Raw genomic sequence first — 26908 nt, 5'->3', positions numbered from 1 at the left:
ACCTCCGCTGTCAGATTATTTGCGGCGCTTCTTCTCGCGAATGTTCACCGAAATCTGAATAGGCGAACCTTCGAAACCGAATTCCTCACGCAACGAGCGTTCGATGAACCTGCGATAACCGTGCTCAAGGAAGCCGGTTGCGAAGATCACGAAACGAGGAGGTCTCGTCGACGCCTGCGTCGCGAACAGGATGTGCGGCTGTTTGCCTCCACGCACCGGATGCGGGTGGGCAGCCTGGATCTTGCCGAGGAACGCGTTCAACTTGCCGGTCGGAATACGCTTGTCCCACGACTCCAGAGCCTGCGTCATCGCACGCGACAGGCGGTTCGTATGCCAGCCGGTCTTGGCAGACAGGTTCACGCGCTGCGCCCACGTCACACGGTCGAATTCGGTTTTCCACAGACGCTCCATGCGCTGACGGTCGAACTCATCCATCAGATCCCACTTGTTGAACACAAGCACCACGGCACGTCCGGCATCGACAGCCGTGCTCATCACCTTGAGATCCTGATCGGAGATCGGAACGGACGCGTCGAACAGCACGAGCGCCAATTCGGAGCGTTCGATGGCCGCCTGCGTGCGCAGCGACGAATAGTATTCCGCACCAGACAGCTTGTGCTGACGGCGCTTGATGCCGGCCGTGTCGATGAACAGATAGTCTTCCCCATCGATGTTCACGATCTCGTCGACCGGATCACGCGTGGTACCGGCCAAATCGTTGACGACGGCGCGTTCGGAATGCGCAAGCTGGTTGAGCAATGAAGACTTGCCGACGTTTGGACGGCCGACGAGAGCGACCCTGCGCAGATGCGTTGGCGTGAGGAATCCCGAGGTCTTTTCCGCGTGACGCATCTCGTTTACAGCCTGATCGAGAAGATCACCCACTCCCCTGCCATGCATGGCGGAAATGGGGTATGGCTCTCCCAAGCCGAGTTTCCAGAACTCGGCGGCCATGTATTCGCTGATCTGATCATCGATCTTGTTGACCGCCACCGTCACCGGCTTGCCAGCCGAGCGCAACATGCGCACGATACGCTCATCGGTTTGCGTGAGACCGGTCTGGCCGTCAACCACGAAGATGACGGCGTCGGCAAGTTCAACGGCGATCTGGGCTTGCGACGCGATGGCGGAGTCGATGCCTTCGACATCGGCTTCCCACCCGCCGGTGTCGACCAACTTGAAATCGGTGCCGGCCCATTCCGCGTCATAGCTCACGCGATCGCGGGTCACACCCGGGGTGTCTTCGACCACTGCCGCACGACGGCCGAGAATACGGTTGACCAAGGTGGATTTGCCGACATTCGGGCGTCCGACAACCGCGAGCACGCCAACGGCCTTGCGGCGATTCTCATCCTCCGCGTCCACGAAGGCGGATCCGTCGATCAGGTTCTCATCGCCCTCATCGAGGTCGTAGCCTTCGAGATTCGCGACGTAGCGCTTGTATTCCTGCTCCTCGATCGCATCATCAACAAGACCGATCATCAGGTCAAGCGTCTCGGTGAACGTCAAATCGGAATTGTCGATCGTCGTCACGCCGTCGGCAGCCTGCTCGAAATGCGTGACCTTGGAGTCCGCGGCATCGCGTTTCGCAACGTCATCGGCTCCAGCAGCCCCAGACTGCTCCTGCTTGTTACGGCGTGCCTGACGCACTTCCTCGCGGGCGGTGAGCAGAATGCGCACCTCGGCGTCGGGTGCGACGACATCGGTGATGTCACGACCTTCGGCGACAACGCCTCGCCCCTCGCTGAACGAGTCATCGGCATTCTGCTCGTTGATGTAGGCGCGCTGTGCGGCAATGAGCACGTTGCGCACCGGCAGAATCGCCGCGAGACGCGACACGTGCGACGAAACCTCTTCAGAGCGGATCTGCTCGCTGATATCCGCATCATCGGCGAACACTCCCGGATTCTTCGGGTCGACGCTAATGTTGAAATGACCGTCGGTGAAGAACTCGCCCACCGCCTCGGTCACCTGCTGCTCATCAACATGCTCGGCATCGAGATCAATGCCATGCTGCATGCACCACCAGGTGCACGCGCGATACATGGCACCCGTGTCGAGGTAGGCGAACGAGAAATAATCGGCCAGCGCTTTCGCCGACGAGGACTTGCCCACACCAGCGGGACCATCGATGGCAACGCGAATCACAGACCCACCTCTTTCGACAATGCGCGGACTTCGGTCTGCGACAGGATGCGGTAGGAACCTGATTTGAGGTCACCGAGCTTGATCGGGCCGATCTGCGTGCGAACAAGACGCTTCACGGGGAAGCCGATGGCGCCGAAGATGCGGCGGACGATGCGGTTGCGACCGGAATGCAGCACGACCTTCACAATGGTCTGCTCACGGTTGGAATCGATGATCGAGCAATGGTCGAGCTTGATCCAACCATCGTCAAGCTGCACGCCGGTACGAATCAGTCGACGGCAGACAGTGCCGCTCATATGCCCCTCGAGCGTGGCGATATACGTTTTCTCAACCTCGTATTTCGGGTGCATCACATGCTGGCTCAATTCGCCGTCGTTGGTCATCAGAATAAGACCCTCGGAATCGTAGTCGAGACGTCCCATGTGGAAAATGCGGTCGTATTTGTCGCCGACGATGTCGCGAAGCGTGTAACGTCCCTTCGGATCATCCATCGTGCTGAGCACCTTGCGCGGCTTGTTCAACGCCAAGGTGATGTGACGCGGGTTCAGTCGAATTCGAGAACCGTCGACGCGCACCTGCTGGTGCTTCGGATCGACTCGCGTGCCCAACTCGGTGACCAGCTCGCCGTCTACCTCGACGCGTCCGTCGGTGATCATTTCCTCACATTTGCGGCGCGACCCAAATCCTGCTTGTGCCAGAAGTTTCTGCAGGCGAATTCCCTCGCCGTCGTTCTCATATTGTTTTCTGGCTTGACTGTAAATATGTGGCATCGTTCTCCCAACGTGGCCGTTTCTATAACTGTCTTAATATACGGGACACCACATACTTCGTCAAGACTTCCGCTGAGCTTGCACCGGCATATGAGTATTATTGCAAACGGTCGCAAAACGCTTTGCGCCTGATAGAAATAAAGGAAAGATATGACCGATACGATTACTACTACAAGTACCGAGCCGCAGCAAGAGAAGCATGGCCTGTGGGCTCGCGTGCTCTCTGAGTTCGCCGGCAGCCTGCTCATTTGCTTCGCCATCTACATGATGTGCACGTTCGGATCCGCGTTCTACAATGTGAATCTCGCTTTCATCACCATCGGCACCGGCGTCGTCTATGCCGCCGTCACCGCCATTTTCGCCAAGATCTCCGGAGCACAGTTCAATCCAGCCATCACCGTCGCCGCTATGCTCACTTCGAACACCAAGGTGCTTGACGGCATTCTTTACATCATCGCCCAGGTGGTTGGCGCAATCGCCGCCGGCGGCCTGCTCAAGCTCGTGCTGCCAACTTCGGAAAGCGTTGCCGCAAGCCAGTGGTACGCCATGGTCGTCAACGGCTACGACAAGGGTTCGTCGCTGTATCAGTCGCTGAACCAGTTGGGATTGACGTTCAGCGTCACCGTCGCGATCATCGTTGAGTTGATCGCTTCCATCATCGTCATCTCCGCCGCGATGGTCTCCATGAAGAAGCATGGCACCGTTACTTCCCGTTACGCCGCCATCATGGGCGTCTCCTATGCCGCGGGCGCAGCGATCGCCTTCCCGGTGACCGGTGCCTCCATCAACCCCGCGCGTGCCACCGGCATCGCCATCTTCGCACAGAATCAGGGTCTCACCCAGCAGCCGCTGCAGCAGCTGTGGGTGTTCTGGGTCACGTCGATTCTCGCCGCGGCCATCGTCGCACTGGTGGTCATCGTCGCTCAGCTGCTTGGCGCACCGAAGGCTCCGGCTGATGCGGATGTTGCCGAAGCCGCCATGGTTGAGGAAACCGAAGCCGTTGTTCCTGACGATGCGAGCGAAGATGTTCCGCTGACCGGCGAACAGGCTGATGCGAACTATTCAGTGGTTGAGGAAGAGGACGCTCAGGAAGAGACCAAGTAAGCTGATTCCCAACCCGATGCCACATATGGCATCGAAGGCAACAGACCGGACCTTCCACGGACTGCGATCACGCAGAATCAAGCGAATGGCACCGGATACGATGGCCGCCGCAGCAAGTATGGCTGTGGCGGCCATCGTATATCCGAACGCCGCCAGAACGGTCGACACAACCACACAGCCCGCTATGCTCCATTCGAACCAGGGCTTGCCTTCATGGCTTTCAGACACATATGGGTGATGGCTGTTCATAGCTGCGAGAACTCCTCTTACTGTTCCGTACCGCTCACAGTCTACCTTACTCGCGGTTCAACGATCCGGTACGCATACTGACACGCGAATGCGACGCCCAAGCCGATACGTAAGAGGCGTGGCCGGCGAACATCTCAAGTTGGATGTTCATCGACCACGCCTCTTATATATCTGAAGATATTTGCTTCGTCAACCATTGTCGCCGATTGACGAAACGCGCATGTCAGTGGAAGAAGTGACGCGTCCCCGTCACATACATCGTCACATTGGCCTTGCGAGCCGCTTCGAACACTTCTTCGTCGCGAATGGAGCCGCCCGGCTGAACGATGGCTCGAACACCGGCGTTGATCAGAATCTCAGCGCCATCGGCGAACGGGAAGAAGGCGTCGGATGCGGCGACGGCACCCTGCGTGCGATTGCGGCCATCGGCAAGCGTGTTCGCGCGGTCGACCGCGAGATGCGCCGAATCGACACGATTGACCTGCCCCATGCCGATGCCGACTGTGGCAAGATCGTCGGCGATCAGAATGGCGTTCGACTTGACGCAACGAATGGCACGCCAAGCGAATTCAAGATCCTTGAGCGTCTTCTCGTCAGCGGCCTCACCCGCCACGAGCTTCCAGGCATTCGGATTGTCACCCGGCGCATCGATCAGATCGGTGGACTGAACGAGCAGACCGCCATCGATCTGGCGGAACTGATATTTCGCCTTCGGCGGCTCAGCCACCTTGAGAATGCGCAGATTCTTCTTCTTGGCCTGCAGAAGCGCCAACGCTTCAGGCTCATAGTCTGGTGCGACGATGACCTCGGTGAAGATCGGACGAACGTTTTCGGCCATCTCCAACGTCACCGTGGTGTTCGCTGCGATGACGCCGCCATATGCACTCATCGGGTCGCAGGCATGGGCTTTCTTGTGTGCTTCGGCAACGGTGGTGCCAACGGCAAGCCCGCAAGGGTTGTTGTGCTTGACGACGGCCACGGCGATCTGCGGAGCGAAGTCCCACACCGCACGCCATGCGGCATCGGCATCAACGTAGTTGTTGTAGCTCATCGGCTTGCCGCCGAGCTGCTCTGCGTCGGCGAAACCACGTGGATTGAGTGGATCCACAAACAGCGCAGCGTCCTGATGCGGATTCTCGCCGTAACGCAGAATGTGCGCACGATCCCATGAACGGGTGTATTGCGCCGGGAACTTGTTCAGCTGAGCCTGCTCCACCGGATCCTGCTCACCCTGTTCCGCTGCAGTCTCCACGGTTGCCGGCTTCGGCCAGTGCGCGCTCGTCCACTCGTTGATCGTGGCATCATATGCCGCAGTATGGGCGAATGCCTTGGCTGCGAGCCAGCGACGCTCCTCCAGAGAGAATCCCTGCCCGTTTTCCACGCGCTGTGCAACGAGAGCATAATCGTTCGGATCCGTCACCACGGCGACGGTGGCGCTGTTCTTCGCGGCGCCACGAACCATGGATGGGCCGCCGATATCGATTTTTCGATGATGTCGGCCTCCGAAGCACCCGAACGCACGGTGTCTGCGAACGGATACAGGTTGACGACGACGAGATCGAACGGCTTGATGCCGAATTCCTGAAGCTGACGAGCGTGGTCTGCGTTCGTCATGTCGGCGAGAATGCCGGCGTGAATATGCGGGTCAAGCGTCTTGACTCGACCATCGAGGCATTCGGGGAATCCGGTCACGTCAGATACCTCGGTGACGTGCACGCCGAGTTCCGCGAGTTTCTTGCAAGTGGAACCCGTAGATACCACCTCCGTGCCGGCGTCGATGAACGCCTTTGCGAGCACTTCGATGCCTTCTTTGTGGAATACGGAGACCAGTGCCCTCCGTATTGGTCGATTAGTCGTCACCTTGCATCTCCTTCTCTCGTGGAGTGGAATTCACCACTCGCGGAGTGTGTGGGGTTTCCTTGTGTTCATGTTCATCGTCTTCGGAATCGGCTGGTTCCTCGGTCGACGAAGTCTCTAGCGGCTTGCGGTTTGCCAATATCATGCGTATCAGCGAACGAACGGCTGCGATCACGATCGCGCAGATCCATGCAAGACCCAACCCAATGGCACATGGACGTGCCGTCACGTTCGACGACTGCATAACATCAACGCCGACATGTGCCAAACGTCCGGTGCCCAATGCGCCGTCGCTGATCCAATACAGCAGGCTGCTCAGCAAAGAGATCAGCGCTGCGGTGATGCAGAACGAGCCTACGGGGTACGCGAAGCTCAGCAGCATGTTTCGCCAATCTACCGGCTGCTGCGGGTCGATTCCACGCAGATGGAATCCACGGTGCAGCAGCAGCGTCAGCAAACCGAGCACGAAACCGATGATAATCGGAATCGCCATCAGGCAGAGGCGAATGTTCGCATTGTCGACAGGATTCGGGAACAAACCGAAGATAGGAAGTTGCGGCAGCTCATGAATCTGCTTCGACCACAATGAATACGTCGCCGCTTCACCGATGTGGAATCCCCCGCTGAACAGCCACGACATGGCCCACAAACACAGGTTGGGCAGCCAAGCCAAGGCGATGACGCACATGAGAATCTGCGAACCGAGATTCATCTGCAAGGCTTCGAACATCGCACGCATATTGGCATGATCGAGGCATATCCAGCTGATAAGCGTCAACAAACCGCATGTGAGCATAACGGCGAGAGTGCGAATGGCGAGTCTGATGCCGACTCGAATGCTCGACCGAACTGGTGCGGAGATGTGGTCGCGGCAATATTCGATCGCCCTGTGCGCAATCTCGGAATCGGGAAGTGCTCGCCACGCGAACCCCAATGTGAATACGATCGCGGATTTGCACGCGATCATCATGTTGGAATCGAGTATTTTGATCTGCTGTTCCTGCCCGCACCAGATGCACAGCAACATCCAGACGATCACGCCAACGATGTAAGCGGGAAGATCAGTGGAGAACCTGCTGTAGACGGCACGGATCAGCAGGATCATCAGGCATGTCAACAACAGCGGTGTTATCGACAGCACTATGGCGCCGGCGTGCATGCCAACGCCCTGGCTGAGCAGCACAATAACTCGTGTGAGCGGGAGGGCGAGCGAAGACATCGTTTCGCCGCCCTCCTCCATGGCGAAGACCAGCAAGGCCAACGCCATGAATACTCCGATGGGAACCGCGAAGATCAGCATGGCGATCAGCGGTGCGACGATTCCTTTTAGCCAGGGCGTGATTCGTTTCATCATGCTTGAGAGGCAAGCACCTCACGCATGAGCTCCGCAGCGGCGGAAGGTGTTCTGCCCACCTTGATGCCAACCGCTTCGAGAGCATCCTTCTTGTCTTGCGCAGTGCCCTTGCCGCCAGACACAATGGCGCCAGCATGACCCATCTGCTTGCCTTCAGGAGCGGTGAAACCGGCGATATATGCCACAATCGGCTTCGTCATATGTTCCGCAGCCCATCGTGCGGCATCCTGCTCGGCATTGCCGCCGATTTCGCCGATGAGCATCACGGCCTTGGTCTTCGGGTCCGCTTCGAACGCCTGAAGCGCTTCAAGCAAAGTGGTGCCCACAATCGGATCTCCACCAGCACCCAAGCAAGCGGTGAAACCGATGTCGGAGAGCTCTTCCATCATCTGGTATGTGAGCGTGCCGGACTTCGACACGAGTCCCAGCGGTCCACGAGACACGATGCCGTCGGGAATGATGCCCAGATTGACCCCATTGGAATCCGCAGTTTCAGGTAACGTCAGTAGTCCAGGGCAGTTCGGGCCGACAATGCGAACACCCTTGCGCAATGCGAGCTCCACGAAATATGCAGAATCCGCGACGGGAATGCCTTCCGTGATGACCACGACGACTTCGAACAGCGCTTCGACGGCTTCAACAACCGCGTCCTTGGCGAATTTCGGAGGCACGAACACGACGGAAGCCTGTGCCCCAGTCGCATCCTTGGCTTCCTGGCAGGTGGCGAATACCGGGACGTTGACGGTATTGCCTTCCGCATCTTCGAACTGAAGAGTCTCCCCCGCCTTACGCGGATTGACGCCGCCGACGATATTGGTGCCGGCCTTGAGCATACGAGCCGTATGGGTCATGCCCTGATGGCCGGTGATGCCTTGCACGATGACCGGCGCGTTGTCTTCGATGAACACGTTCACTGCTGTTCCTCCTTGCCGTGAGCGCCGAGTCGTGCCGCCAATGCAGCGGCCTCGCCCATGGTCTTGCACACATGAATGTTCGGGGTGTTCGCATCGGCCAGAATCTGCAGGCCTTCGGCCGCCTTGTTGCCGTCAAAGCGAACCACGATGGGCTTGGAGGCGCCCAGCTGGTCGATGGCTTCGAGGATGCCGAGAGCCACCTGCTCGCATGAGGTGATGCCGCCATACACGTTGATGAGCACCGATTCGACCTGTGGGTCGGAAAGAATGATTTCAAGGCTTTCGCTCATCACCTGGGCGGATGCTCCACCACCGATGTCGAGGAAGTTTGCGGCTTTCACGCCTGTGCCCTGATCTTCGCCTGCGAACGCAACCGCATCAAGCGAACTCATCACCAGACCGGCACCATTGCCGATCACGCCTACCTCGCCACGCAGATGCACGTAGTGCAGATTGTGCTCACGCGCTCGTTGCTCGAACGGGTCGGGAACGATCGGATCCGCGAATCGCTTCCAGCCATCGTGGCGGAACGCAGCGTTGTTGTCGAGCGAGATCTTCGCGTCGAGAGCACACAACGTTTTGGAATCCTCATCATCGGGATCACCGATTTTGGCGAGAGGATTGATTTCAACGAGCGTTGCATCGTTCTCTTTGAAGCAACGCCACATGTTCAACAGGATTTGCGCGGCCTGATTCGAGTCGGCGTGGTAGAAGCCGATGCTTTCAGCCATCTTCGTGGCAGCGTCGAGATCGAAATCCTCCAATGCGCTGATGTGCAGACGCTTGACGGATTCCGGATGCTGCTTGGCAACCTCCTCGACTTCGGTGCCACCGTTCGCGGTGGCGAGCACATCGAAATCACGGGAGGAACGGTCGACGGAGATCGACACGTAGTATTCGTGCAGGATGTTCTTGGCTTCGGTGACCAGAACGCCACTGACCTTGTGACCGTGAATGGTCATGGGCAGAATATCTTCGGCCACGAGAATGGCTTCGTCGCGGTTATGCGCGATGCGCACACCACCAGCCTGCCCACGGTGCCCGATCTTGACCTGTGCCTTGATGACGACAGGGTAGCCGATGACCTCCGCAGCTTCGGCCACCTCATGGGAATTCTGGGCGAAAACGGCTTTCGGAACGTCGATGCCCTGCTCCTCAAGCAGCTGACGTGCCTGATATTCGTAAAGATCCATGTTTCCTCTTCACACCAATCCTGTTGTTATGCCTGTCATGCCGGCATTTGCAGCAAAGAACTTGTTGGATAGTCGCCAAGGGCCTTGCGACCGTTGAGACCGTCAAGCTCCATGACGAAGCTGTAGCCCGCGATCTCACCGCCAACTGACTTGATGAGATCGCAGGCCGCTGCCGCGGAACCGCCTGTGGCAATGAGATCGTCGACAATGAGCACACGCTCACCGGGCTTCACTGCACAATCCTCGATCTCGAGTGTCGCAGTGCCATATTCGAGCGCATAGCTGCACGAATGCACCGGCGGCGGAAGCTTGCCGGCCTTGCGGATGGCGATGAACCCCTTGTTGAGGCGCGCCGCCATGGCAGGGCCGAACAGGAATCCGCGTGCTTCCAATCCCGCGATCGAATCGAACTGATCTGCATCGACCGGCAGCGCCTTGATCAATGCGTCAATCAGGATCTGCATGCCGCGTGCGTCGGCGAAAACCGGCATAAAGTCACGGAACAGAATTCCTTTTTCGGAAAATCGGGAATCGTGCGAATCAGTGAAATCAAATATTGAGCATCGTCTTGAGAGATGCATCGAATATCAGCCTGTGTGATGTCGGTTTGTGACATGGTCACCTTCGTTGTCGGGCGGTTATAGATGTAGTGACGCGAACAGTTTACTTGTTGTTTGTTTCGTCGGATGGTTCTTCGGACTCCACGACCGTGGTCTCTTCAACGACGGTTTCGGAATCGTCGTTGCCGGATTCCGTTTCGGTGGAATCGTCGGATTGAATCTGAGCCGGCGAATCCGTGTCGAGCGGATTGCCGTTCTCATCAACCTCGTCGTCGCTCACATATGCAGGGCGCACATAGGCCTTGCTGATGGACTGCAGGCTGAAGCGAAGAAGGGAGCCTTCGGAATCGAGAACGATCTCCTCGTACTGCTCATCGACTTCGACAACCTTGCCGATCAGTCCGCCGATGGTGATGACTTCGGTTCCCGGGGTGAGGCTTGTGCGGAACGCCTGACGTTCCTGCTGCTGCTTCTTCGCCTTACGGGACGAGTAGAACATCATCACAGCCATCATGACGATCAGGATGATGAGCATCATATATTCCATAAGGGAAACTCCTTAAACGGTTTGAGGGGCCCACAAACGGCCCACGGAAAGTCCAGCTTAGAATAACTTACTGACATCATTTGGGCTGTCTTGAGCCGGTTTGAGGCCCAAATGCTCCCACGCTTTCGCAGTGGCCACGCGGCCCTTCGGCGTACGCACCATGAAGCCCTCGCGCACCAGATAAGGCTCGCATACCGTCTCCACCGTTTCCGCTTCCTCGCCAACCATGGCGGCAAGGTTGTTCAAGCCGACGGGTCCGCCGTTGAACTGCCTGACGATGGCGTTGAGCACGGCGATGTCGAGACGGTCGAGCCCCTCGGAATCGATTTGATACAGGGCAAGCGCCTGCTTGACGTCTTCGGCGCTGACGCGTTCGAGATCGTGCACAACAGCCCAGTCGCGTACACGCCTCAACAAACGGTTCGCGATACGCGGCGTGCCTCGCGAACGCAACGACAGTTGCTGCGCCGCCCCCTCGTCAAGAGGAAGCCCAAGCACCGAGGCGGAACGTTCGATGAGCTTTTCGAGTTCCTCATGCGGGTAGAAATCGAGATGTGCGGTGAAGCCGAAGCGTGCGCGCAACGGAGACGGCAACATGCCTTCACGCGTCGTGGCGCCGATGACGGTGAAACGCGGCAATGTCAATGGGATGGAAGACGCTCCAGGCCCCTTGCCCACCATCACGTCGACGCGGAAATCCTCCATTGCGATGTAGAGGAGCTCTTCGGCGGCTCGTGGCAGTCGATGGATCTCGTCGATGAACAGCACTTCGCCCACGTCGAGCGAGCTGAGAATCGAAGCCAGGTCACCGGCATGCTGGATGGCTGGGCCCGATGTGACGCGGATCGGCACGCCGAGCTCGTTCGCCACGATCATCGCCAGCGTCGTCTTGCCCAATCCAGGAGGGCCAGCCATCAGAATGTGATCGGGTGCCACATCGCGTTTGCGAGCGGCGTCGAGGAACAGTTGCAGCTGCGCCTTGAGCCTGGGTTGGCCTATGAAGCCTTCGAGCACATGGGGACGCAGCTCCTCGTCGCTGATCGGTTCGTTGCCGACCGGCGTGGCAGACACCATGCGCAACGATTCGTCTGTGGCATCGAGATTGTTCGTACCCGAATACTCCATTGGTTCCATGTTCGCTATGGCCATGCTTTACCTGCCTCGATCCAATGACGTCAATGCCAGTTTGAGCACCTGCGGCACTTGCTCGGTGCTCAACGGTGTTTCGATTTCGTTGGCTGCGATCACGTTCTCAACAGCCTCCTGCGCATCCGATTGGTGCCAGCCGAGCGACATGAGACCTTCCACCACCTGCTCGACACCCTTATCAGCGGGACTATGCCGTGTGGCCTGAGCCTTGGATCCCTCGATGTCCTCCACATTGATGGATCCTTTGAGCTCGAGAATGATTTTCTGTGCGCCTTTTTGCCGAGCCCCGGGGCACGTGACAGCGCTTTGTCGTCGCCATCGTGAATGGCCTGCGCCAGATCGTCGGGAGTGAGTGTGGACAGCAGCGACAACGCCACCTTGGGGCCGATGCCGCTGACCTTCTGCAGTTGAAGGAACATGCGCTTGGAATGGGCGTCGAGGAACCCGAAGAGGGTGATCGCGTCTTGCGAGACGCTCATCGACGTGTAGATCGTCGTCTCTTGACCTGCGTGCATGGTGGCCAGATCGTTCGCGGGCATGCGCAATTCAAAACCGACGTCGTGCACATTGACCAGCGCGGTGGTGGTGTCAACCGATTCGATGTGGCCCCTGAGCATTCCGATCATGACGTTCTCCTCAAACAGGAATCGAACATTTGTTCGTCAGTTTACATTCCTCTGCGGACGCCTCGCCCGTGTGCGGCATGCTGGGAGGCTTGCGCCCATTGGCGTTGCGCGGCCGTCAGATGCTGCTCGCGCTCCCCGCCCTCCAACGCTCCTTGCGGTCGGAGCGCATGGCAGATGGCGATGGCCAGCGCATCCGCCGCGTCAGCCGGTTTCGGCAGGGTGTTGAGGCTCAGAATGCGTGCCACCATGCGTTCCACCTGAATCTTCTCGGCCTTGCCGTTGCCGGTGATCGCCATTTTCGACTCGGTTGGTGTGTGCAATGCCACTGGAATGTTGCGTTGCGCGGCGGCCAGCATCGCCATTCCCGCCGCCTGCGCGGTGCCGAGAACGGTGTTGCGGTTCTCTTGCGCGAACACGCGTTCGATGGAAACGGTGTCGGGAGCGAACTCGTCTATTTTCGCGCACAAACCGTTGTAGATCTTCAACAGGCGAAGATCTTGTGATTCATGGGGGTCGGAACGCACGACGTCGACGTGAATAAACGAAAGCCGGCGATATGCGCCGGCTTCTATCACGCCGACCCCGCAGCGTGTGAGCCCGGGGTCAACGCCAAGTATGATCAATGGATCTTACTCCTCGTCCAACTGGGCAAGCACGTCATCCGACGCGGTCCAGTTGCTGTAGATGTTCTGCACGTCATCGAGGTCATCGAGGTTGTCGATGAGCTTGGAGACCTTGCGGGCATCGTCGAGATCAAGTTCGATCTCGTTCTTCGGGCGCATCACCAGATCAGCGGAATCGTAGTCGATTCCGTCATCCTGCAGCACCTTGCGAACGGCGGTGAGATCGGACGGATCGGTGACGATCGTGTATGCTTCACCATCGTCGATCACATCTTCGGCACCTGCCTCGGCTGCCTTTTCGAACAGATCGTCGAAATCGATGCCTTCAGACGGCACGACGATCTCGCCCTTGCGCTCGAAGTTGAAGCTCACGGCACCGTTGGTGGCCAGAGAGCCACCGCCCTTGCCGAGGGTGGAACGAACGTCGGCGGCAGCACGGTTGCGGTTGTCGGTCAAGCATTCGATGATGAGACCGACGCCTGCAGGCGCATAGCCTTCGTACACGATGTCTTCGTAGTTTGCGCCACCGGCTTCCTCACCAGAGCCGCGCTTGACGGCACGCTTGATGTTGTCGGCTGGCATGGAGGCCTTCTTGGCCTTGTAGATGGCGTCGTACAGCGACGGATTGCCATCAGGATCGCCACCACCCTGACGGGCAGCGATTTCGATGTTCTTGATGAGCTTGGCGAACAACTTGCCGCGCTTGGCGTCGATGGCGGCCTTCTTGTGCTTGGTGGTCGCCCATTTGGAATGGCCTGACATATTGCTCCTACACAGATTGCGGATTCTTAGAACGTGTTGATTTTACAGCGTTTCTATGACAACGCTTTTGCATAAACCTGCAGAACCTCGTCGACGACGGTGTTCCAGTCGAAATCTCGTGAACGGCGCAACCCCGCTTCCGACAAGGTTTTGCGCCGTGACGGGTTCTCGATGAGTTCGCATATTCGACGTGCGCAATCCTGCGCATCGCGGTTGACGAACAACGCCGCGCTTTCTCCCTGCTCGGTGACCGAGCGGAACGCGTCGAGGTTCGACGCCACCGTTGGGCAGCCGGCCGCCATGGCTTCCGCCAGCACGATGCCGAAGCTCTCCCCTCCGGTCTGCGGCGCGACATACATGCTCAACGCGGCATAGAACCGCGCCTTGTCATCGTCGCTGATGCGCCCGAGGAATTCGAATCGTTCCTTCAACTGTTCGCTTGCGCCGAGCGAGTCGAGAATCTTCTCGCCTTCCTCCTGCCCGTCGCCTGCGACGAGGAACCGCGCGTTCGGGTAACGCTGGTGAACTATCTGCGCGGCTTGGGCGAACACGGAGAATCCCTTACGCTCCTCCCCCATGCGCCCGAGGAAGCCGATCGTCGGCGCATCCTGCGTGCCTTGCCACGCCGGATTTGGTTCCGCATTCGCATAGAACGCCCTGTTGATGCCGTTGGGAATGGTGTGCACGGCGACGCCGTCCGGCAGATAGTGCGCAGCCGTTCGCTGCGCGGCTTCCGAGACGAAGATAGCCTCCTTGAGCGGCACGAGATATTTGCGCAGGTATTTGGTGAACAGGCGCAACGCGCGTGGATACGGGTCGATCGAAGCATGGAATGTGGCCACCATTGGCGGCGCATCGCGCATGACCAGCGGCTTGTGGCTCAGCGACGGCGTTTCGGGCTCGTGCAAGTGCAGAATGTCGAAATGCCCGCGTCGAACCCATTTGCGCGTGACGTACCCTGCGGTGAAAAATAACTCAGGTGCGCCCATGAACCGTTGTATGGAATCGCGAACGATGAGTTGTTCGTCTGCACATAGTTCGGCATGTCCGCCGTGCGGCGCCCCGGCGCGAACACCTGCACGTCGTACCCGCGTGCACGCAGCTGCTGCGCGAAGTCTCGAATATGGTTCTGCACGCCCCCCGGCGTTTCGAACGAATATGGGCAGATGATGCCCACGCGCAGTTTGCTACTCCGCTTCTGCGAATGGTGCCGCTGCGATGAATCGGCTGTATTCATGTCAAACGATGGCATATATGGCATCTTGCTTGACAAGCTGGACTTTGTGAAGACCAGCGTAAACGAATGCGCTCACATGAACTGCTGCAATTGAGCTTTGACTTCCGGTGGAACGTCTTTGAGTCGTGTCAGATCGAGATCCTCGGCGAAGATGGGTTGCAGCATATGCCAATCCTGCGGGTGCGCCGCGATGCCGCGCGCCCAGATATCAACCCAACGTTGGGAGATCTCATGGATGGCTTCCTCCCGCGGCAGTGAACGGTATTGCTCCACGTCGATCGGACCGCTGATCTCGCAGACGTACCCGTATGGGGTCTTCGCTTTTCTGTGCTGTTCGCGAGACAGTTTCTCGCGGTAGGTGTTCACGACGAACAACGGCAGCCCAGTGTCGAAGGCGATCGTCGCCGGTCCTCTCGCCACGCGAATCATCGAGCCGAACGCGTGCACGAATTCGCCATGACGACTCAGATCTCTGTCCGCAAGCAGCGGAACGATCGTGTGCGGCTCGCGTAACACATCTTCGAGCTGTTCGGTGAGATGCGGAGTGCCGGTCAGGAAAATCGTCATGCCGAGCTCTTCGCGAATGTTCACGAATGTGCGGAGCATCGCCTCATTTGCCAGACGCTCCGCAACGGTGGTGACGGGAGCCACCTCGAATTGCGCCCAGAAACCGTCGTAATCCCAATTGCCCTGATGCCCCATGGCGATCGGCGCGGAACCATTGGCTCCATGCTCGTCAGTCTGCTTCTGTATTGCGAGCAATCCTTCGCCAGCGCCGCGAATACGCGCGCGCAGTTCCTCTTCGGAACGCGCGCCAACGCTCATCGCCTCGGAAAAATAGGTGAAATAGGAACGCATCCCCTTGCGAGACAGCGCGCGGAGCTCTTTGTGAGATACGGTGTGCGCGGAAGATTCGTCTGAATTCTGTTTTTCCCACGCAAGCACGTGCGATAGGTTTCGCTCAAGCTGACGCACCGATTTCGCGCGGATAAGCCAAGCGCCATCCGCCGCTGCGAGAAACAGGCCACGCACCACGCGTTCGGGAAGAACGCGTGGGTGCTTCGCCAACCACACCATCAGTTTGTCGAACATCGCGCCTCGCGGGGTGAAGTGTATGAAATATAGAAGATTATTCAGATAGTTCAGGCTGCGCGCACTGCGCCGGCGTCGCCGTTCGCGCGCATGGCGACGTGCACTTCATGCATGCGCTGGAACACGGTGATCGTTCCCAGCACCGCGAGCACGGCCATGTCAATCATGAGCCAGAGTGGGTCGTTGACCAAGCCGCAGATCGCCATGCCGACCAGAATAATGGTGAGCCTGTCGGAACGTGTGGCGATGCCGTTCTTCGCTTCATAGCCGACCGATTCGGCGCGGGCGCGCGCGTAGGAGGTGACGAACGACGTCATGATCGAATACAACGCCAGCGCCATGCCGCTCACGCAGATCCAGTCATAACGCTGCTGCTCGAGCAGAGCCGAACTGTTGCGCATGAAGAAATAGATGATGCACCCCAACAGCACCGCCCAATCGGCGATGCGGTCGAGCGTGGAATCGAGGAATGCGCCGAACTTGGTGCCGCCCGTGGTGATCGCGGCCACTGAACCGTCGAGTGAATCGAACACCACGAGAACGGCGAGCACAAGCGCGCCCCAGAACATCCAGCCGGTGATGCCGGTCGCGATGCCGACGATGGTCGTGCCCACCGCGCCTATGATGGTGACGGCGTTCGCGGTCAAACCCATCTTCGCCAATCCGCGTGCGATCGGTTCGATGAGATGCTTAAACCATGGTCGAAGCTTTTCCAGCATGTTCTGCCCCAGTGTGTTGATGAATGTACATCATAAGAGAATAGGAAACGATCGAGATAAATCATGTGATCGTGTCACGACGTTTCCACATATGCAGCCGTTCAAGCTGCGTCTGCGCGGAAAAGAAGGACGGGAACACGAGTGGGTGTTCCCGTCCTTCTCATCGAGAGATCACTCGGCGTCGGTGTCGGAAGTGTTGACTTCCACGTCGTCGAGAATCTGACCGGTGGCCTTCTTGAAATCCTCGGCGCTGTTCACCTGAACGCGCTTCTTGATGGTCTCGAGAATCCAAGCCTTCGCCTGGTCGACCGGCACGCCGTTGAGTTGGCTGCCGTCACGGAAGCGGAAGCTCACGGCATTGTTGTTCATATCCTCTTCACCGGCGATGATGATGTATGGCACCTTCGACTTCGACGCGTTGCGAATCTTCTTGCCGAAACGATCATCGGAATTGTCGGTCTCCACGCGCACGAGATCCTCTTCGAGAGAATCCATGAACTTGTGCAGATGCGGTTCGAACTCCTCGGCGACCGGAACGCCCAGAGCCTGCACCGGGGCAAGCCACACCGGGAACGCACCGGCGTAGTGCTCGAGCAGAATCGCGAAGAAGCGTTCGATCGAGCCGAAGAGCGCACGGTGAATCATCACCGGACGCTGATGAGAGCCGTCCGGCGCAATGTATTCGAGCTGGAAGCGCTCCGGCAGGTTGAAGTCGAGCTGGATCGTCGACACCTGCCAGGTGCGGCCGATCGCGTCGCGTGCCTGCACCGAGATCTTCGGGCCGTAGAATGCGGCGCCACCCGGGTCGGCCACGAGCTCCAGACCGGACTCCTGTGCGACCTCGGCGAGTGTGTTGGTCGCCTCCTCCCAGATCTCGTCGGAGCCGACGAACTTGTGCTCATCCTTGGTAGACAGCTCCAGGTAGAAGTCGTTGAGACCGTAGTCCTTGAGCACCTTCAGCACGAAGTTGAGCAGGTTCTTGAGCTCGTCCTTCATCTGGTCACGCGTGCAGTAGATGTGCGAATCGTCTTGAGTCAGGCCACGCACACGGGTCAGGCCGTGCACGACGCCGGACTTCTCGTAACGGTACACGGTGCCGAACTCGAAGAGGCGCAGCGGCAGCTCACGGTAGGAGCGCTGGCGCGACTTGAAGATGAGGTTGTGCATCGGGCAGTTCATCGGCTTCAGGTAGTAGTCGAAGCCCTGCTTGACGATGTTGCCGTTCTCGTCTTTCTCCTCGTCGAGGTGCATCGGCGGATACATGCCGTCCTTGTACCACTGCAGATGGCCGGAGGTCTCGTAGAGGCCACCCTTGGTGATGTGCGGGGTCTGCACGAAGCTGTAGTGGTTCCTGCGGTGCATTTCACGCGAATAGTCTTCCATCGCGTTGATGATCGCCGCACCCTTCGGGTGGAACACGGCCAGACCTGGGCCGATCTCATCCGGGAAGGAGAACAGATCCATTTCCTGACCGAGCTTGCGGTGGTCGCGCTTGGCGGCCTCCTCCATGCGGGTCTGGTATGCCTTGAGCTCTTCCTTCGTCGGGAATGCCACGCCGTAGATGCGCTGCAGCATCGGGTTTGCTTCGGAGCCCTTCCAATATGCGGCGGCGGCGCGCTCCAGCTTGAACGCCTTGATGTAGCGGGTGTTCGGCAGGTGCGGTCCGCGGCACAAGTCCGACCACACGACATTGCCTTCACGGTCAATGTTGTCGTACATGCTCAGCTCTTTGTGGCTGATGTCGACGGCGGCCTCGGTCTCGAGCGCATCTTCCTTGTCTTTGATCAGCTCGATCTTGTATGGCTGATCGGCTTCCTCCTTGAGCGCCTCCTCCTCGGAGACCACGCGACGCTGGAAGCGCTGCGACGACTTGATGATGCGCTGCATGTGCTTTTCGATCGTCTTGAGATCTTCCGGCGTGAACGGTTCGTCGACGTCGAAGTCGTAGTAGAACCCGTTCTCGATCACCGGTCCGATGCCGAGTTTGGCGTCCGGGCGCACTTCCTGCACGGCCTGTGCCATGACGTGCGTTGCGGAATGACGCATGATGGCGATGCCGTCTTCCGAATCGAGCGCGATGGATTCCACTTTGTCGCCGTCATGAAGCGGCGTGTAGAGGTCACGGGGTTCGCCGTTGAGACGCACTGCGATGATGTTCTTGTCGTCCGCGAACAGGTCGACACCGGTCTGGCTTGCTTCCACCTCCCTCTGTTCGCCGTTGACTGTGATGGAGATGTTTGCTTCTGCCATGGTATTCGTCCTTTTCTATCTGGGTCCGCGTTACAAGGTGCAGACCTGGACTGTTTGAGTTACGTGTCAAACTTAAGGTTGAGCGCAGACAACCTCGCCGCGGTTCCACTGTAGGAAAGAGAAGGTGAGACAGTTGAGAGAGATACGTATGGCAAACGCTTGCATACCAACGAAATTGAAATAAATTGAAGTAAAAAGAAAACGAAGAACAAGAGAGCGGACAACGGGATTCGAACCCGCGGTCTCGACCTTGGCAAGGTCGCGCTTTACCAACTAAGCTATGTCCGCAGATGCTTGCAGCTTCTCGCTGAGCACGAATCACGAGTCTATCAGAAGGTGTGGGTTACGCAACTTCGGTGTGTCGCATGCGCACAACGTTCCGAACGTCACTTTGTTCGCTGCCCGCTCCCCTGTCGACTCGTTATATATTGTGTAGGCAGAAGCACTCTGTGATAACTGTAGTGAGGAGATTGTCATGCCCGTTCAAGTGCAGCGCACCACTGATGTCGACGTCATTCGTGACCTGAGCATTCGCACGTTCACCGAGACGTTCGCGGCAAGCAACACCGAGCAGGATATGCGCGATTTTCTGGAACGTGACTACAACCGCGATGTGCTTGCCGAGCAGATCAACGACCCTGATTCGACGTTCTTTCTGGTGACCGTCGATGGCACACCGGCCGGCTACATGAAAGTCAACGTCGGCCGAGCACAGACCGAAGAGATGGGCGATGACGCACTCGAGGTGCAGCGCATCTATATTCTGCGCGAGTTCAAACGGCACGGCATCGGCACCCTGCTTATGAACACGGCGATGGATCAGGCTCGCCAACTTGGAAAGACGCGCATCTGGCTCGGCGTGTGGGAGCACAACGATGCCGCGCAAGCGTTCTACAAGAGGTTCGGTTTCACTCGCACCGGCCAGCATGATTTCTACGTGGGCGATGACCGCCAGACCGATTATCTGATGGAAAGACGCTGGAATAAAGCAGCGGGTGCGGATCATTCTTCGATCCGCACCCGCTGCTTCGCTTTGTGTCACTTATATTCGAAAGTCAGCTTCACATCGGGGTCGATGCTCATGATGATCGACGTGTAGAACAGTTTCGCTTGATCTTTCAGCAGATCCTGATTTGATTTGATGTATTCGGCTTTCGTGTCGTTATTGATGATCTCATTGATCATTTCCGTGGAATCAATCTGTGCCGTGCCGAAGCTCAGCATCCCGTTGTTCTCGACCGCCACCCTGTATTCGGGATTGTCGTAGCCGATGAATTTGAATTCCGGAACGGTGATCGTGTACGTGCTATCGCCTGTTTTCTCTATCGTCACGTCCTTGCCTTCGAAGCCAAGCTTGGCGTCAAACGTGTATTGAATGAACTTCGTTCTGTTCGACCCCGGAATCTCGATATTGAACAGATGGCTATTGTTCTCTTGCGAGGCGATGCCGGTGACGCCGAGTCTGACCAGTGACACCTCTTCTGTTCGTTCCAGAGCGCGTATCACCTGCGTGTTCGTTGATTCTGCGTTCTTTTGCAAGAATGGCGGCATGGTGCTGGGGAACATTGACCAGATGCCTGTAACAACAAAGACGCCGAGCAATCCTCCGACGAGTAGGCTGATAACCGCAACCCACTTCTTCTTTATTCTTCTCACATGTACTTGCTGCATTGCAAACACCCTTCTACGAGATTTCTCTCATAGAATAACAAGTTGTCAGCAACGAAGAGATGGTTTTCTCATATTTCTCAGCACTTGCGTTCTTAGGTTTAAGAGAATAAAGAGTTTCTTATTTAGATATAGAAAGTCTGACTGTCGAAGATCGACTTATTGTTGAACTTCGACAACCAGACGTGATAGAGCACGACTCAACTCATGTATGCGAGGGCAAACAAGAGTAGAGTGCCGATGACATTAAGCACAATGCCGAGCTTGATGCCAATGCTGGTGTATGGCGTTATAGTTTTGGCGCACCGTTGCGAAAGTAGTGAACGGTGAGATACATCGCGATGAGGAAGCACGCAATCGTGACTACTGGCCATCCCTCTACTGCAATGATGGAGAACGTCCACCACATGATCGCTATCGTTGCAGGCGTCGCCTGCAACGTATCGTAGCTTTTCTTTGTGCTCATGATTCTCTCCTTCGGTAAAGTTCTATGCGGCAGTTGTGTGCCGTTACTTACATCTTGGTGAGAGAATGCTGCGCGATGTACGGAAAAGGCAGTTTTGTAGGCGAATGTGTACCGGCGCCGCCTTGCTGTTCGCTTTGACGGGCAGTGGATGTGAGTGAGAGAAAATGTGTAATGTCTTACTCTGCCGGTGCTAATCGTGTGGGAACGGATGAGGGAATCCAGGCGCTGACAGTCCATGAGTCCTCGACTCGTGCTGCGGTAAAACGTCCGCCAAGTCCTTCGATGGTTTTCGGTGGAGCTCCAATCTTTGCCACCGTGTGTTTGCAGTTGAAGCTCATCGTTGCAGGTATTCGTTTGCGTGATGCTCACACCTTCTTCTGATATTTTTATTGCGAAGGTGTATGTGCTGTTTCTGCAATGTCTGAGTATGTTGGCATACAACTCTTGTATCAGTTGCATGCATTCATCGTTGACGGGAATGTTCTGGTCTCCGATGACGTGTGCTTCCCCTGTGTGACCGATTTGTTGCATCTGAGCATCTTTTTCGCAGCAGAGATTCCGTATGTCTGAACCATGGCAGAGAGCGGGCGTCTCCGTTTGGTGGCGGTTTTCTTCAAGTAGCTCGATGACTGCATGGGTTTTACGCAAAGCCTCCTGCGACAGCGAGAGTATTAGATCCTTGTCTTTGTCGGTCTGCTCTGGCCCACTGGCTGCAAGCATAATCAGCGATAGGTCGCCGGTTATTGAGTCATGAAGCATTTGAGCTAATGCCTCATCTTTCTTCTTCTGTTGCAGCTGTCGTTCACTTTCCTGCAGTTGCATGCGCAACTTTTACGTTTCTCTCTCAATGTTTTTCTGTAGGAGTAGTCTTCCTAAGATCCATGGAGTAAAACAGCATAGAAAATAAACGATTACTCCAGTAAATCCATATCCGAGTGCAAAACTATTGAAAAATAATATCTGATTGTTAATATAAAAAAGAAGTAACAGGGAGAAGAGCGGTTATTCTATTTCGCCTCTCCAAATATCCCCAAAGAAAAAGCGAGCAGAATAATGTGCATACTATGCACACTCCAGGGAATAGGATCTGCTCTTCGAGCATGCACGGCAGTATCGCGCAGATAATAATAAACTCTTCTTTTCCGGTTAGAGTGCATAAGAGCAGGAGCGAAAGTGCAACTGTGAGTTCGGCGCTAGGGGAACCCATTCTCCAGAATGAAGAGAAAAATGCGGCGACCCAATACACGATAAAAGTGATGGAGACGCTCCATAGGATTACAGCATCAGGTTTTTGAGTTGGCTAATCTTCATTATGCTGAGTCACCCATAAAACCAGAGCGTGTGCCAGCGTATTTGCTCCAAGTTTCTTTACAGCGCGATGTGCTTGCGTGCGTACCGAGGACGGGGCGATGTTGAATTCTTTTGCCACAGCTGCATAATCGTACCCTTTGGAGAGTAGGTCGAAGATACGCTCCTCCTGCGGGCTCAGACGGGGCTTTGAGTCACTGTCGTCAAGAGATGCAATCTCTTGGTGTGCTTCTTCGGGTAGTTTGAAAGGAATGTCCTCGGTTAGCGGATTGAATAGGTGCTTGTGCCGTGCTGAATTGATGGCGAATGCGAGCATCTTCAAATCTCCTTTGGAGACGATGCCCTGTGCGCCAGCGGCGGCCAGATCTCTGGCATAGTGGCGAAGACTGTATGATGTCATGCCGAGAATCCACATGGAATCGTTCAGTCGGCGTATCGAACGGCACACCTGCACGCCGTTCTCATGCTCTTTCAATGACATGTCAAGCAACAGAATATCCGGGCAGGACTCCGGTTCAGCGCAATTATGCAGTGCTTTGCTACCGGAATCGGTGTGCCAGATGATGCGTATTCCCGGAACCCATTGCGGCAGTCGTTGCACCAACAGGCTCAGGGTGAGCGGATCATTGTCTACAAGGGCGACGGTCGCTGTTCTGTGTTCCATGCGGATCCTCTCCGTAGGTCTTCTACCCTTAAAAACACATTGTATGTGGGTGAGTTCGTTTGGCATGCTGTCAGCGATTATCTGTAGTCACATGTCTACGCGCGTGCATCCCATAGGGCAATTGCCGCCTGTTTGCATGGTTCATCAACCCTATGTTTTTCTGCATGTAGTCGTTTGTGTACAAAAGTCGTCAGATGCATAGTTGCCGTCGCCTATGCTGTCGTGCAGATCGTGTTGATCGCAATCATGGCGCTCGCAGTGGTGCTTGTGTTTGTGAATCGCAAGACAATTGCCTCTATTCTGCGAGTCCAGCCGGGTGAAATGACGTTGAAAACTGCGCTAAGTGGCGGCAGCATGTTGGCGCTTGTGGTCATATGCACTATTGTCACTTGCCTGTCGGTATTCTAGCTTCAGCTTCGTGTTGCTTTATGTGGGGCGGGAATCCATGCATTGGCAATCCAGAGTCCATCCACAATCGACGTTTTGACCGTGCCGCCGAGGGCATCGATGGCCTTAGCGTGCAGAAGCAGACCGCTGCCGCCAGGAGCGATTCCCTTGCGGTCGTGCCCGGAGCATTCGTTCGACTGCATGATGCGCACGCCTTTTGGTGTCGCCTTGATCGCGAAATCATAGGTGGCGTTCTCGGCAGTGGCGTGCCGCAGAATGTTCGCGTAGAGTTCCTGAACCAAGTCAAGGCACTCGTGACTCACCACCGTCGAATCGTCGCCGGAGATCACTGCGCTCCCCTGATATCCGATCGCGGCGAGTTGGGAGTCATTCTCTCGGCACAGATTGCGTATGTTCGCGCATGTGCACGTCGCCGGCGTCAGCGCATCGGAGTCATCGGAATCATCGGTGAGCGAGCGGATGGCGACGTGCACTTTTCGCAACGCCTCCCCCGACAGTCCATGTATACGCGTGACATCTTCCGAAGTGAGCGCCTCCTCCGGATCGTCGGTCATCAGCATGACGAGCGAAAGATCGTTCGTGATCGAATCATGCAGCATCTTCGCGAGCTCGGCGTCCCTGTTCTTCTGGGCAAGCGCCTGCTCGGTGGCGTGCAGCTCCATCTGTAGGCGGATGACTTCCTTCTCGGTGTTCTTGCGCAGAATCAGTTTGCCAACTATCCAGGGAATGAGGCACAGCAGTAAGTAGAGAATGACGCCATTGAGATTCGAATCCCTCCAACCGTGCCTGAAACAGTAGAAGAACTCGAGCAGGGCGAAGGCGACGAGAGGCAGCGCCAGTGATTGCGCGATCTTCTTCTCGATGTATCCCCAGATCAGAAGTGCGCTGAACAGTATGCAGATTATTTCCAACCCGGCGATGTTGGAGAGTTCGTCGGCGACGCATGAAGCCACGACGCTGAGCACTATGAACGTTTTCTTGCCGGTGAGAATGAGCAGTGTGAGTGTGAGGATGATGGCGCTGAGCGTGATGCTCCACGGGTCATTGGTCCAGAACGTGTCGATGACCGAGCAGACGCAATACAGCAGAACCGCGACACCTAGGCTCCAGAGAACAAGAGGGTCGCGATTCCACCGTTGCGTTTGCTCAGTCGTCGTGCTCATCTTGCATCACCCAAAGAACCAATGCGTGAGCCAACGTGTTGGCTCCCAGTTTTTGACCGCCCTATGCGTCTGCGTGCGCACCGAAGACTGCGTGACGCCGAGTTTCTGCGCGATGGCGGCATAGTCGAAACCACGAGACAGCAGGTCGAATATCTGCTGCTCCTGCGGGCTCAGACGAGGTGGCATGTGCGGCTGCTCGGCGAGCAGGCGTTCGTGTGCTTCCTCGGGCGTGTCGAACACGATGGCGTTGGTTCCGAGCGGATTGTAAGTTTTCTTGTTTCTGGCGGCGATGAGCGCCATCGCCAGCATCTTTTTCTCGGATTTCGGTATGATGCCCTGTGCGCCGGCCTCGGCAAGATCCTGTGCGTAGTGGTCGAGTCGATAGGAGGTCATGCCGAAGATCCATGTCGTTCCGTTCTCACGGCGGATGCTGCGGCATACGTTCACACCGTTTTCGTGTTCTTTCAAAGACATGTCGAGCAGAAGCACGTCAGGAGCGGATTTGAGTTCACGGAAATCATGTATGGCCGCGTTGCCGGAATCGGAGTACCAGCTGATCTCGGTTCCCGGCACCCAATGCGGCAGCCGTTGCACCAGTAAATTCAGGGTGAGCGGATCATTGTCTACAAGTGCGACCCGCTGTCTTGTGACATCCATCTTCAGCCTTCCCGTTGTCGCTGCGGTTTTCATCGTCGTTCATTGTATGCAAACGATGCTGTGTTGGCTAGGTGAACGTTTGCCTGTGTAAACAGCTGCGTACGCTTACTCTTCACACAATAGAGTGTGCCCGTTCGGCGTGTGGACGTATGCTCCAAAGGCGTATTCGGCTGCGGTGCTGGTGACCGAAATGGTGACTCAAACACAGCATCCGGTTTCCGAAACCGACTATTATCCGGTCTCCAACACGCCGGCGACACGCCGAACACACCAGATTGCGACACGCCTCGAACCCCAAGCAAACCACAACAAAAGAACGGCGTAACCCGAAGGTCACGCCGTTTTTTATGAGTGGGTGATGTAGGTATTGGATTACATCCCTCACAAACCCTGTAACCACAATGGTTCCGTATTCGCGCGCACATTCCGGTGCCTCACAGGTGTCTATCTTACCGGCAAGGTTTCCCGTCATCGCACAACCTGATCCACCATCAACGTGTGTTCTTGTCGCATCAGTAGGGGCATGACACACATCACGCATCGGTATCCCCGCACCCATCGCGTCAGCGAAGCGGCGCGCCTGCTCAACATGAGCGAACGCAACATCTACAACCTGCGGTTGAAAAACTCCACCCATCGAAACGGTTGACGTTGATCACCACGCACAGCCTCAACCGGTACCTGACCGAACCATTGGCCGACCACATCACGCTCGACCACAAACCGACGCTGCGGGAGGCATGCCAGTTGTTGCACTGCACCCGCAATTACATATGCAAACTGGAACAATCCGGGCGACTGTCCTTCGACCGGACCGACCCAACATTGATCCGTGTGGACCCCACACCCCTCATCACACTGCTAGGCGGACCGGTCCCCCATCCGACATTGCACAGCCATACCCTCAACTGATCCGCGCACGACGCCCCGTGATGGTGAACAACAGTTTGCGCAACGCCTCCTCCGCGGTGAACGACCAGTCAAACGCATCCACCCCATACCATGCGGCACGATGGTTGTGTTCCGAACGGCAACGCACCGCACCCAACTCACGCGCCTTGCCGTCGAACACAATCTGCTCCGCGGTCCACTCCCCGGCGAACACGCGATAGCGCACCGCGCCCCACATCGGTGCATACCGCACAATCGTCACCCCATGCCACCATTGCACACTCATCGCATCCAACCGGGCACGCACCCGACGTTCCACCACACCCAACCCAGCCGGGTCAGACGACATGATCCGTTCACGCACCTCACGGCCCACCGCCGCCATCCCACACGCCAAACCATCCATACCCACTGCACCTCGCATGCCGCAAACCAACAGAACATGCACACCAATGCGTCCCCCGCCCCACCGGGCGGCCCGCCACCTTGGCGCCAGCCCCACCACACGCCAAACCCGGAAAACACGAAA

22 protein-coding genes, 1 tRNA gene and 4 pseudogenes are annotated in these 26908 nt (G+C 56.9%); 3 read left to right on the top strand and 24 right to left on the bottom strand.

The window, feature by feature from the left end; translation table 11 throughout:
- Nucleotides 1-15: 15 nt before the first annotated feature.
- The gene (gene der / locus GSD1FS_RS07285) at nt 16-2148 is read right to left on the bottom strand and encodes a bifunctional cytidylate kinase/GTPase Der (protein ID WP_343030252.1); all 2133 of its coding nucleotides are present in this window, start codon (nt 2146-2148) and stop codon (nt 16-18) included.
- On the bottom strand, nt 2145-2918 hold the full coding sequence (locus tag GSD1FS_RS07280) for a pseudouridine synthase (protein WP_155589029.1): 774 nt from the start codon (nt 2916-2918) through the stop codon (nt 2145-2147). The genes der and GSD1FS_RS07280 overlap by 4 nt, the downstream gene beginning before the upstream one ends.
- A gap of 150 nt (nt 2919-3068) precedes the next feature.
- Here GSD1FS_RS07280 and GSD1FS_RS07275 point away from each other — a divergent pair, with 150 nt between their 5' ends.
- Nucleotides 3069-4022 carry an MIP/aquaporin family protein gene (locus tag GSD1FS_RS07275; RefSeq protein ID WP_155589028.1) on the top strand — a complete coding sequence of 318 codons (954 nt, stop codon included), beginning with the start codon at nt 3069-3071 and terminating at the stop codon, nt 4020-4022.
- Here GSD1FS_RS07275 and GSD1FS_RS07270 read toward each other — a convergent pair.
- From GSD1FS_RS07270 to GSD1FS_RS07195, 16 genes and pseudogenes are all read right to left on the bottom strand, one after another.
- Nucleotides 3981-4271, bottom strand: a complete 291-nt coding sequence (locus GSD1FS_RS07270) for a DUF3017 domain-containing protein (RefSeq protein WP_155589027.1) — start codon at nt 4269-4271, stop codon at nt 3981-3983. The two genes, GSD1FS_RS07275 and GSD1FS_RS07270, sit on opposite strands and share 42 nt — an antisense overlap.
- A 223-nt stretch (nt 4272-4494) precedes the next feature.
- A pseudogene (purH, locus tag GSD1FS_RS07265) lies at nt 4495-6131 on the bottom strand (bifunctional phosphoribosylaminoimidazolecarboxamide formyltransferase/IMP cyclohydrolase).
- Nucleotides 6121-7482, bottom strand: coding sequence for a cell division protein PerM (locus GSD1FS_RS07260; protein WP_155589026.1), 1362 nt, complete (start codon nt 7480-7482; stop codon nt 6121-6123). The pseudogene purH and the gene GSD1FS_RS07260 overlap by 11 nt, the downstream one beginning before the upstream one ends.
- A complete protein-coding gene (gene sucD / locus GSD1FS_RS07255) occupies nt 7479-8396 on the bottom strand; it encodes a succinate--CoA ligase subunit alpha (RefSeq protein ID WP_343030251.1) in 918 nt (305 codons plus the stop codon). The genes GSD1FS_RS07260 and sucD overlap by 4 nt, the downstream gene beginning before the upstream one ends.
- Nucleotides 8393-9589, bottom strand: coding sequence for an ADP-forming succinate--CoA ligase subunit beta (gene sucC / locus GSD1FS_RS07250; protein WP_155589025.1), 1197 nt, complete (start codon nt 9587-9589; stop codon nt 8393-8395). Before sucC ends, sucD begins: the two co-directional genes overlap by 4 nt.
- A gap of 35 nt (nt 9590-9624) precedes the next feature.
- Nucleotides 9625-10205, bottom strand: a pseudogene (locus GSD1FS_RS07245) (adenine phosphoribosyltransferase).
- Nucleotides 10206-10252: 47 nt separating this feature from the next.
- A complete protein-coding gene (gene yajC, locus GSD1FS_RS07240) occupies nt 10253-10696 on the bottom strand; it encodes a preprotein translocase subunit YajC (RefSeq protein WP_155589024.1) in 444 nt (147 codons plus the stop codon).
- Nucleotides 10697-10753: 57 nt separating this feature from the next.
- Complete coding sequence (ruvB, locus tag GSD1FS_RS07235; protein ID WP_155589088.1) at nt 10754-11821, bottom strand: Holliday junction branch migration DNA helicase RuvB; 1068 nt, start codon at nt 11819-11821, stop codon at nt 10754-10756.
- 27 nt (nt 11822-11848) lie between these two features.
- Nucleotides 11849-12471: pseudogene (gene ruvA / locus GSD1FS_RS07230) on the bottom strand (Holliday junction branch migration protein RuvA).
- Between the two features lie 41 nt (nt 12472-12512).
- Entirely contained in the window at nt 12513-13094 is a 582-nt protein-coding gene (gene ruvC / locus GSD1FS_RS07225) for a crossover junction endodeoxyribonuclease RuvC (protein ID WP_155589023.1), read from the bottom strand.
- Nucleotides 13095-13100: 6 nt separating this feature from the next.
- Nucleotides 13101-13856, bottom strand: a complete 756-nt coding sequence (locus GSD1FS_RS07220; RefSeq protein ID WP_155589022.1) for a YebC/PmpR family DNA-binding transcriptional regulator — start codon at nt 13854-13856, stop codon at nt 13101-13103.
- Between the two features lie 53 nt (nt 13857-13909).
- Nucleotides 13910-15108 (bottom strand): annotated as a pseudogene (locus tag GSD1FS_RS10170) (glycosyltransferase family 4 protein).
- Between the two features lie 57 nt (nt 15109-15165).
- Nucleotides 15166-16185 carry a phosphatidylinositol mannoside acyltransferase gene (locus tag GSD1FS_RS07210; protein ID WP_155589021.1) on the bottom strand — a complete coding sequence of 340 codons (1020 nt, stop codon included), beginning with the start codon at nt 16183-16185 and terminating at the stop codon, nt 15166-15168.
- A 50-nt stretch (nt 16186-16235) separates the two neighbouring features.
- Nucleotides 16236-16904 (bottom strand): phosphatidylinositol phosphate synthase, encoded by a 669-nt coding sequence (gene pgsA / locus GSD1FS_RS07205; RefSeq protein ID WP_155589020.1) that lies wholly within the window; start codon nt 16902-16904, stop codon nt 16236-16238.
- 171 nt (nt 16905-17075) lie between these two features.
- Entirely contained in the window at nt 17076-19154 is a 2079-nt protein-coding gene (thrS, locus tag GSD1FS_RS07200) for a threonine--tRNA ligase (RefSeq protein WP_155589019.1), read from the bottom strand.
- Between the two features lie 215 nt (nt 19155-19369).
- A tRNA-Gly gene (locus GSD1FS_RS07195) sits at nt 19370-19442 on the bottom strand.
- Between the two features lie 187 nt (nt 19443-19629).
- On the opposite strand from GSD1FS_RS07195, the gene GSD1FS_RS07190 reads away from it, so the two are divergent.
- Nucleotides 19630-20253: a GNAT family N-acetyltransferase gene (locus GSD1FS_RS07190; RefSeq protein WP_155589018.1), complete on the top strand. Its 624-nt coding sequence runs from the start codon at nt 19630-19632 to the stop codon at nt 20251-20253.
- Here GSD1FS_RS07190 and GSD1FS_RS07185 read toward each other — a convergent pair.
- The 5 genes from GSD1FS_RS07185 to GSD1FS_RS07165 all read right to left on the bottom strand — a co-directional run bounded on the left by GSD1FS_RS07185 (nt 20193) and on the right by GSD1FS_RS07165 (nt 25488).
- The gene (locus GSD1FS_RS07185; RefSeq protein WP_155589017.1) at nt 20193-20825 is read right to left on the bottom strand and encodes a hypothetical protein; all 633 of its coding nucleotides are present in this window, start codon (nt 20823-20825) and stop codon (nt 20193-20195) included. The two genes, GSD1FS_RS07190 and GSD1FS_RS07185, sit on opposite strands and share 61 nt — an antisense overlap.
- Before the next feature lie 286 nt (nt 20826-21111).
- A complete protein-coding gene (locus tag GSD1FS_RS07180; RefSeq protein ID WP_155589016.1) occupies nt 21112-22110 on the bottom strand; it encodes a sensor histidine kinase in 999 nt (332 codons plus the stop codon).
- Nucleotides 22111-22588: 478 nt separating this feature from the next.
- Nucleotides 22589-23260, bottom strand: coding sequence for a response regulator transcription factor (locus tag GSD1FS_RS07175; RefSeq protein WP_196425061.1), 672 nt, complete (start codon nt 23258-23260; stop codon nt 22589-22591).
- Nucleotides 23261-23670: 410 nt separating this feature from the next.
- Nucleotides 23671-24831, bottom strand: coding sequence for a sensor histidine kinase (locus GSD1FS_RS07170; RefSeq protein ID WP_155589014.1), 1161 nt, complete (start codon nt 24829-24831; stop codon nt 23671-23673).
- Between the two features lie 6 nt (nt 24832-24837).
- Nucleotides 24838-25488, bottom strand: coding sequence for a response regulator (locus GSD1FS_RS07165; RefSeq protein ID WP_196425060.1), 651 nt, complete (start codon nt 25486-25488; stop codon nt 24838-24840).
- 523 nt (nt 25489-26011) lie between these two features.
- Between GSD1FS_RS07165 and GSD1FS_RS10165 the strand changes: the two genes are divergently transcribed.
- The gene (locus GSD1FS_RS10165) at nt 26012-26137 is read left to right on the top strand and encodes a hypothetical protein (RefSeq protein WP_281349846.1); all 126 of its coding nucleotides are present in this window, start codon (nt 26012-26014) and stop codon (nt 26135-26137) included.
- A 255-nt stretch (nt 26138-26392) separates the two neighbouring features.
- Here GSD1FS_RS10165 and GSD1FS_RS07160 read toward each other — a convergent pair whose 3' ends face one another.
- The gene (locus GSD1FS_RS07160) at nt 26393-26764 is read right to left on the bottom strand and encodes a hypothetical protein (RefSeq protein WP_155589012.1); all 372 of its coding nucleotides are present in this window, start codon (nt 26762-26764) and stop codon (nt 26393-26395) included.
- Between the last annotated feature and the right edge of the window lie 144 nt (nt 26765-26908).

Source organism: Bifidobacterium canis (assembly GCF_009727065.1).
Taxonomy (GTDB): domain Bacteria; phylum Actinomycetota; class Actinomycetes; order Actinomycetales; family Bifidobacteriaceae; genus Bifidobacterium; species Bifidobacterium canis.
The sequence above is the reverse complement of the archived record's forward strand: the minus strand, read 5'-3'. Positions and strand labels throughout refer to the sequence as shown.

What these genes read in the sequence shown, in the direction of transcription:
- GSD1FS_RS07280 (WP_155589029.1), bottom strand. Translation starts at nt 2,918, where the DNA reads ATGCCACATATTTACAGTCAAGCCAGAAAACAATATGAGAACGACGGC.
- GSD1FS_RS07275 (WP_155589028.1), top strand. Translation starts at nt 3,069, where the DNA reads ATGACCGATACGATTACTACTACAAGTACCGAGCCGCAGCAAGAGAAG.
- GSD1FS_RS07270 (WP_155589027.1), bottom strand. Translation starts at nt 4,271, where the DNA reads ATGAACAGCCATCACCCATATGTGTCTGAAAGCCATGAAGGCAAGCCC.
- GSD1FS_RS07260 (WP_155589026.1), bottom strand. Translation starts at nt 7,482, where the DNA reads ATGATGAAACGAATCACGCCCTGGCTAAAAGGAATCGTCGCACCGCTG.
- sucC (WP_155589025.1), bottom strand. Translation starts at nt 9,589, where the DNA reads ATGGATCTTTACGAATATCAGGCACGTCAGCTGCTTGAGGAGCAGGGC.
- yajC (WP_155589024.1), bottom strand. Translation starts at nt 10,696, where the DNA reads ATGGAATATATGATGCTCATCATCCTGATCGTCATGATGGCTGTGATG.
- ruvB (WP_155589088.1), bottom strand. Translation starts at nt 11,821, where the DNA reads ATGGAGTATTCGGGTACGAACAATCTCGATGCCACAGACGAATCGTTG.
- GSD1FS_RS07220 (WP_155589022.1), bottom strand. Translation starts at nt 13,856, where the DNA reads ATGTCAGGCCATTCCAAATGGGCGACCACCAAGCACAAGAAGGCCGCC.
- GSD1FS_RS07210 (WP_155589021.1), bottom strand. Translation starts at nt 16,185, where the DNA reads ATGTTCGACAAACTGATGGTGTGGTTGGCGAAGCACCCACGCGTTCTT.
- pgsA (WP_155589020.1), bottom strand. Translation starts at nt 16,904, where the DNA reads ATGCTGGAAAAGCTTCGACCATGGTTTAAGCATCTCATCGAACCGATC.
- thrS (WP_155589019.1), bottom strand. Translation starts at nt 19,154, where the DNA reads ATGGCAGAAGCAAACATCTCCATCACAGTCAACGGCGAACAGAGGGAG.
- GSD1FS_RS07190 (WP_155589018.1), top strand. Translation starts at nt 19,630, where the DNA reads ATGCCCGTTCAAGTGCAGCGCACCACTGATGTCGACGTCATTCGTGAC.
- GSD1FS_RS07185 (WP_155589017.1), bottom strand. Translation starts at nt 20,825, where the DNA reads ATGCAGCAAGTACATGTGAGAAGAATAAAGAAGAAGTGGGTTGCGGTT.
- GSD1FS_RS07180 (WP_155589016.1), bottom strand. Translation starts at nt 22,110, where the DNA reads ATGCAACTGCAGGAAAGTGAACGACAGCTGCAACAGAAGAAGAAAGAT.
- GSD1FS_RS07175 (WP_196425061.1), bottom strand. Translation starts at nt 23,260, where the DNA reads ATGGAACACAGAACAGCGACCGTCGCCCTTGTAGACAATGATCCGCTC.
- GSD1FS_RS07170 (WP_155589014.1), bottom strand. Translation starts at nt 24,831, where the DNA reads ATGAGCACGACGACTGAGCAAACGCAACGGTGGAATCGCGACCCTCTT.
- GSD1FS_RS07165 (WP_196425060.1), bottom strand. Translation starts at nt 25,488, where the DNA reads ATGGATGTCACAAGACAGCGGGTCGCACTTGTAGACAATGATCCGCTC.
- GSD1FS_RS10165 (WP_281349846.1), top strand. Translation starts at nt 26,012, where the DNA reads ATGACACACATCACGCATCGGTATCCCCGCACCCATCGCGTCAGCGAA.
- GSD1FS_RS07160 (WP_155589012.1), bottom strand. Translation starts at nt 26,764, where the DNA reads ATGGCGGCGGTGGGCCGTGAGGTGCGTGAACGGATCATGTCGTCTGAC.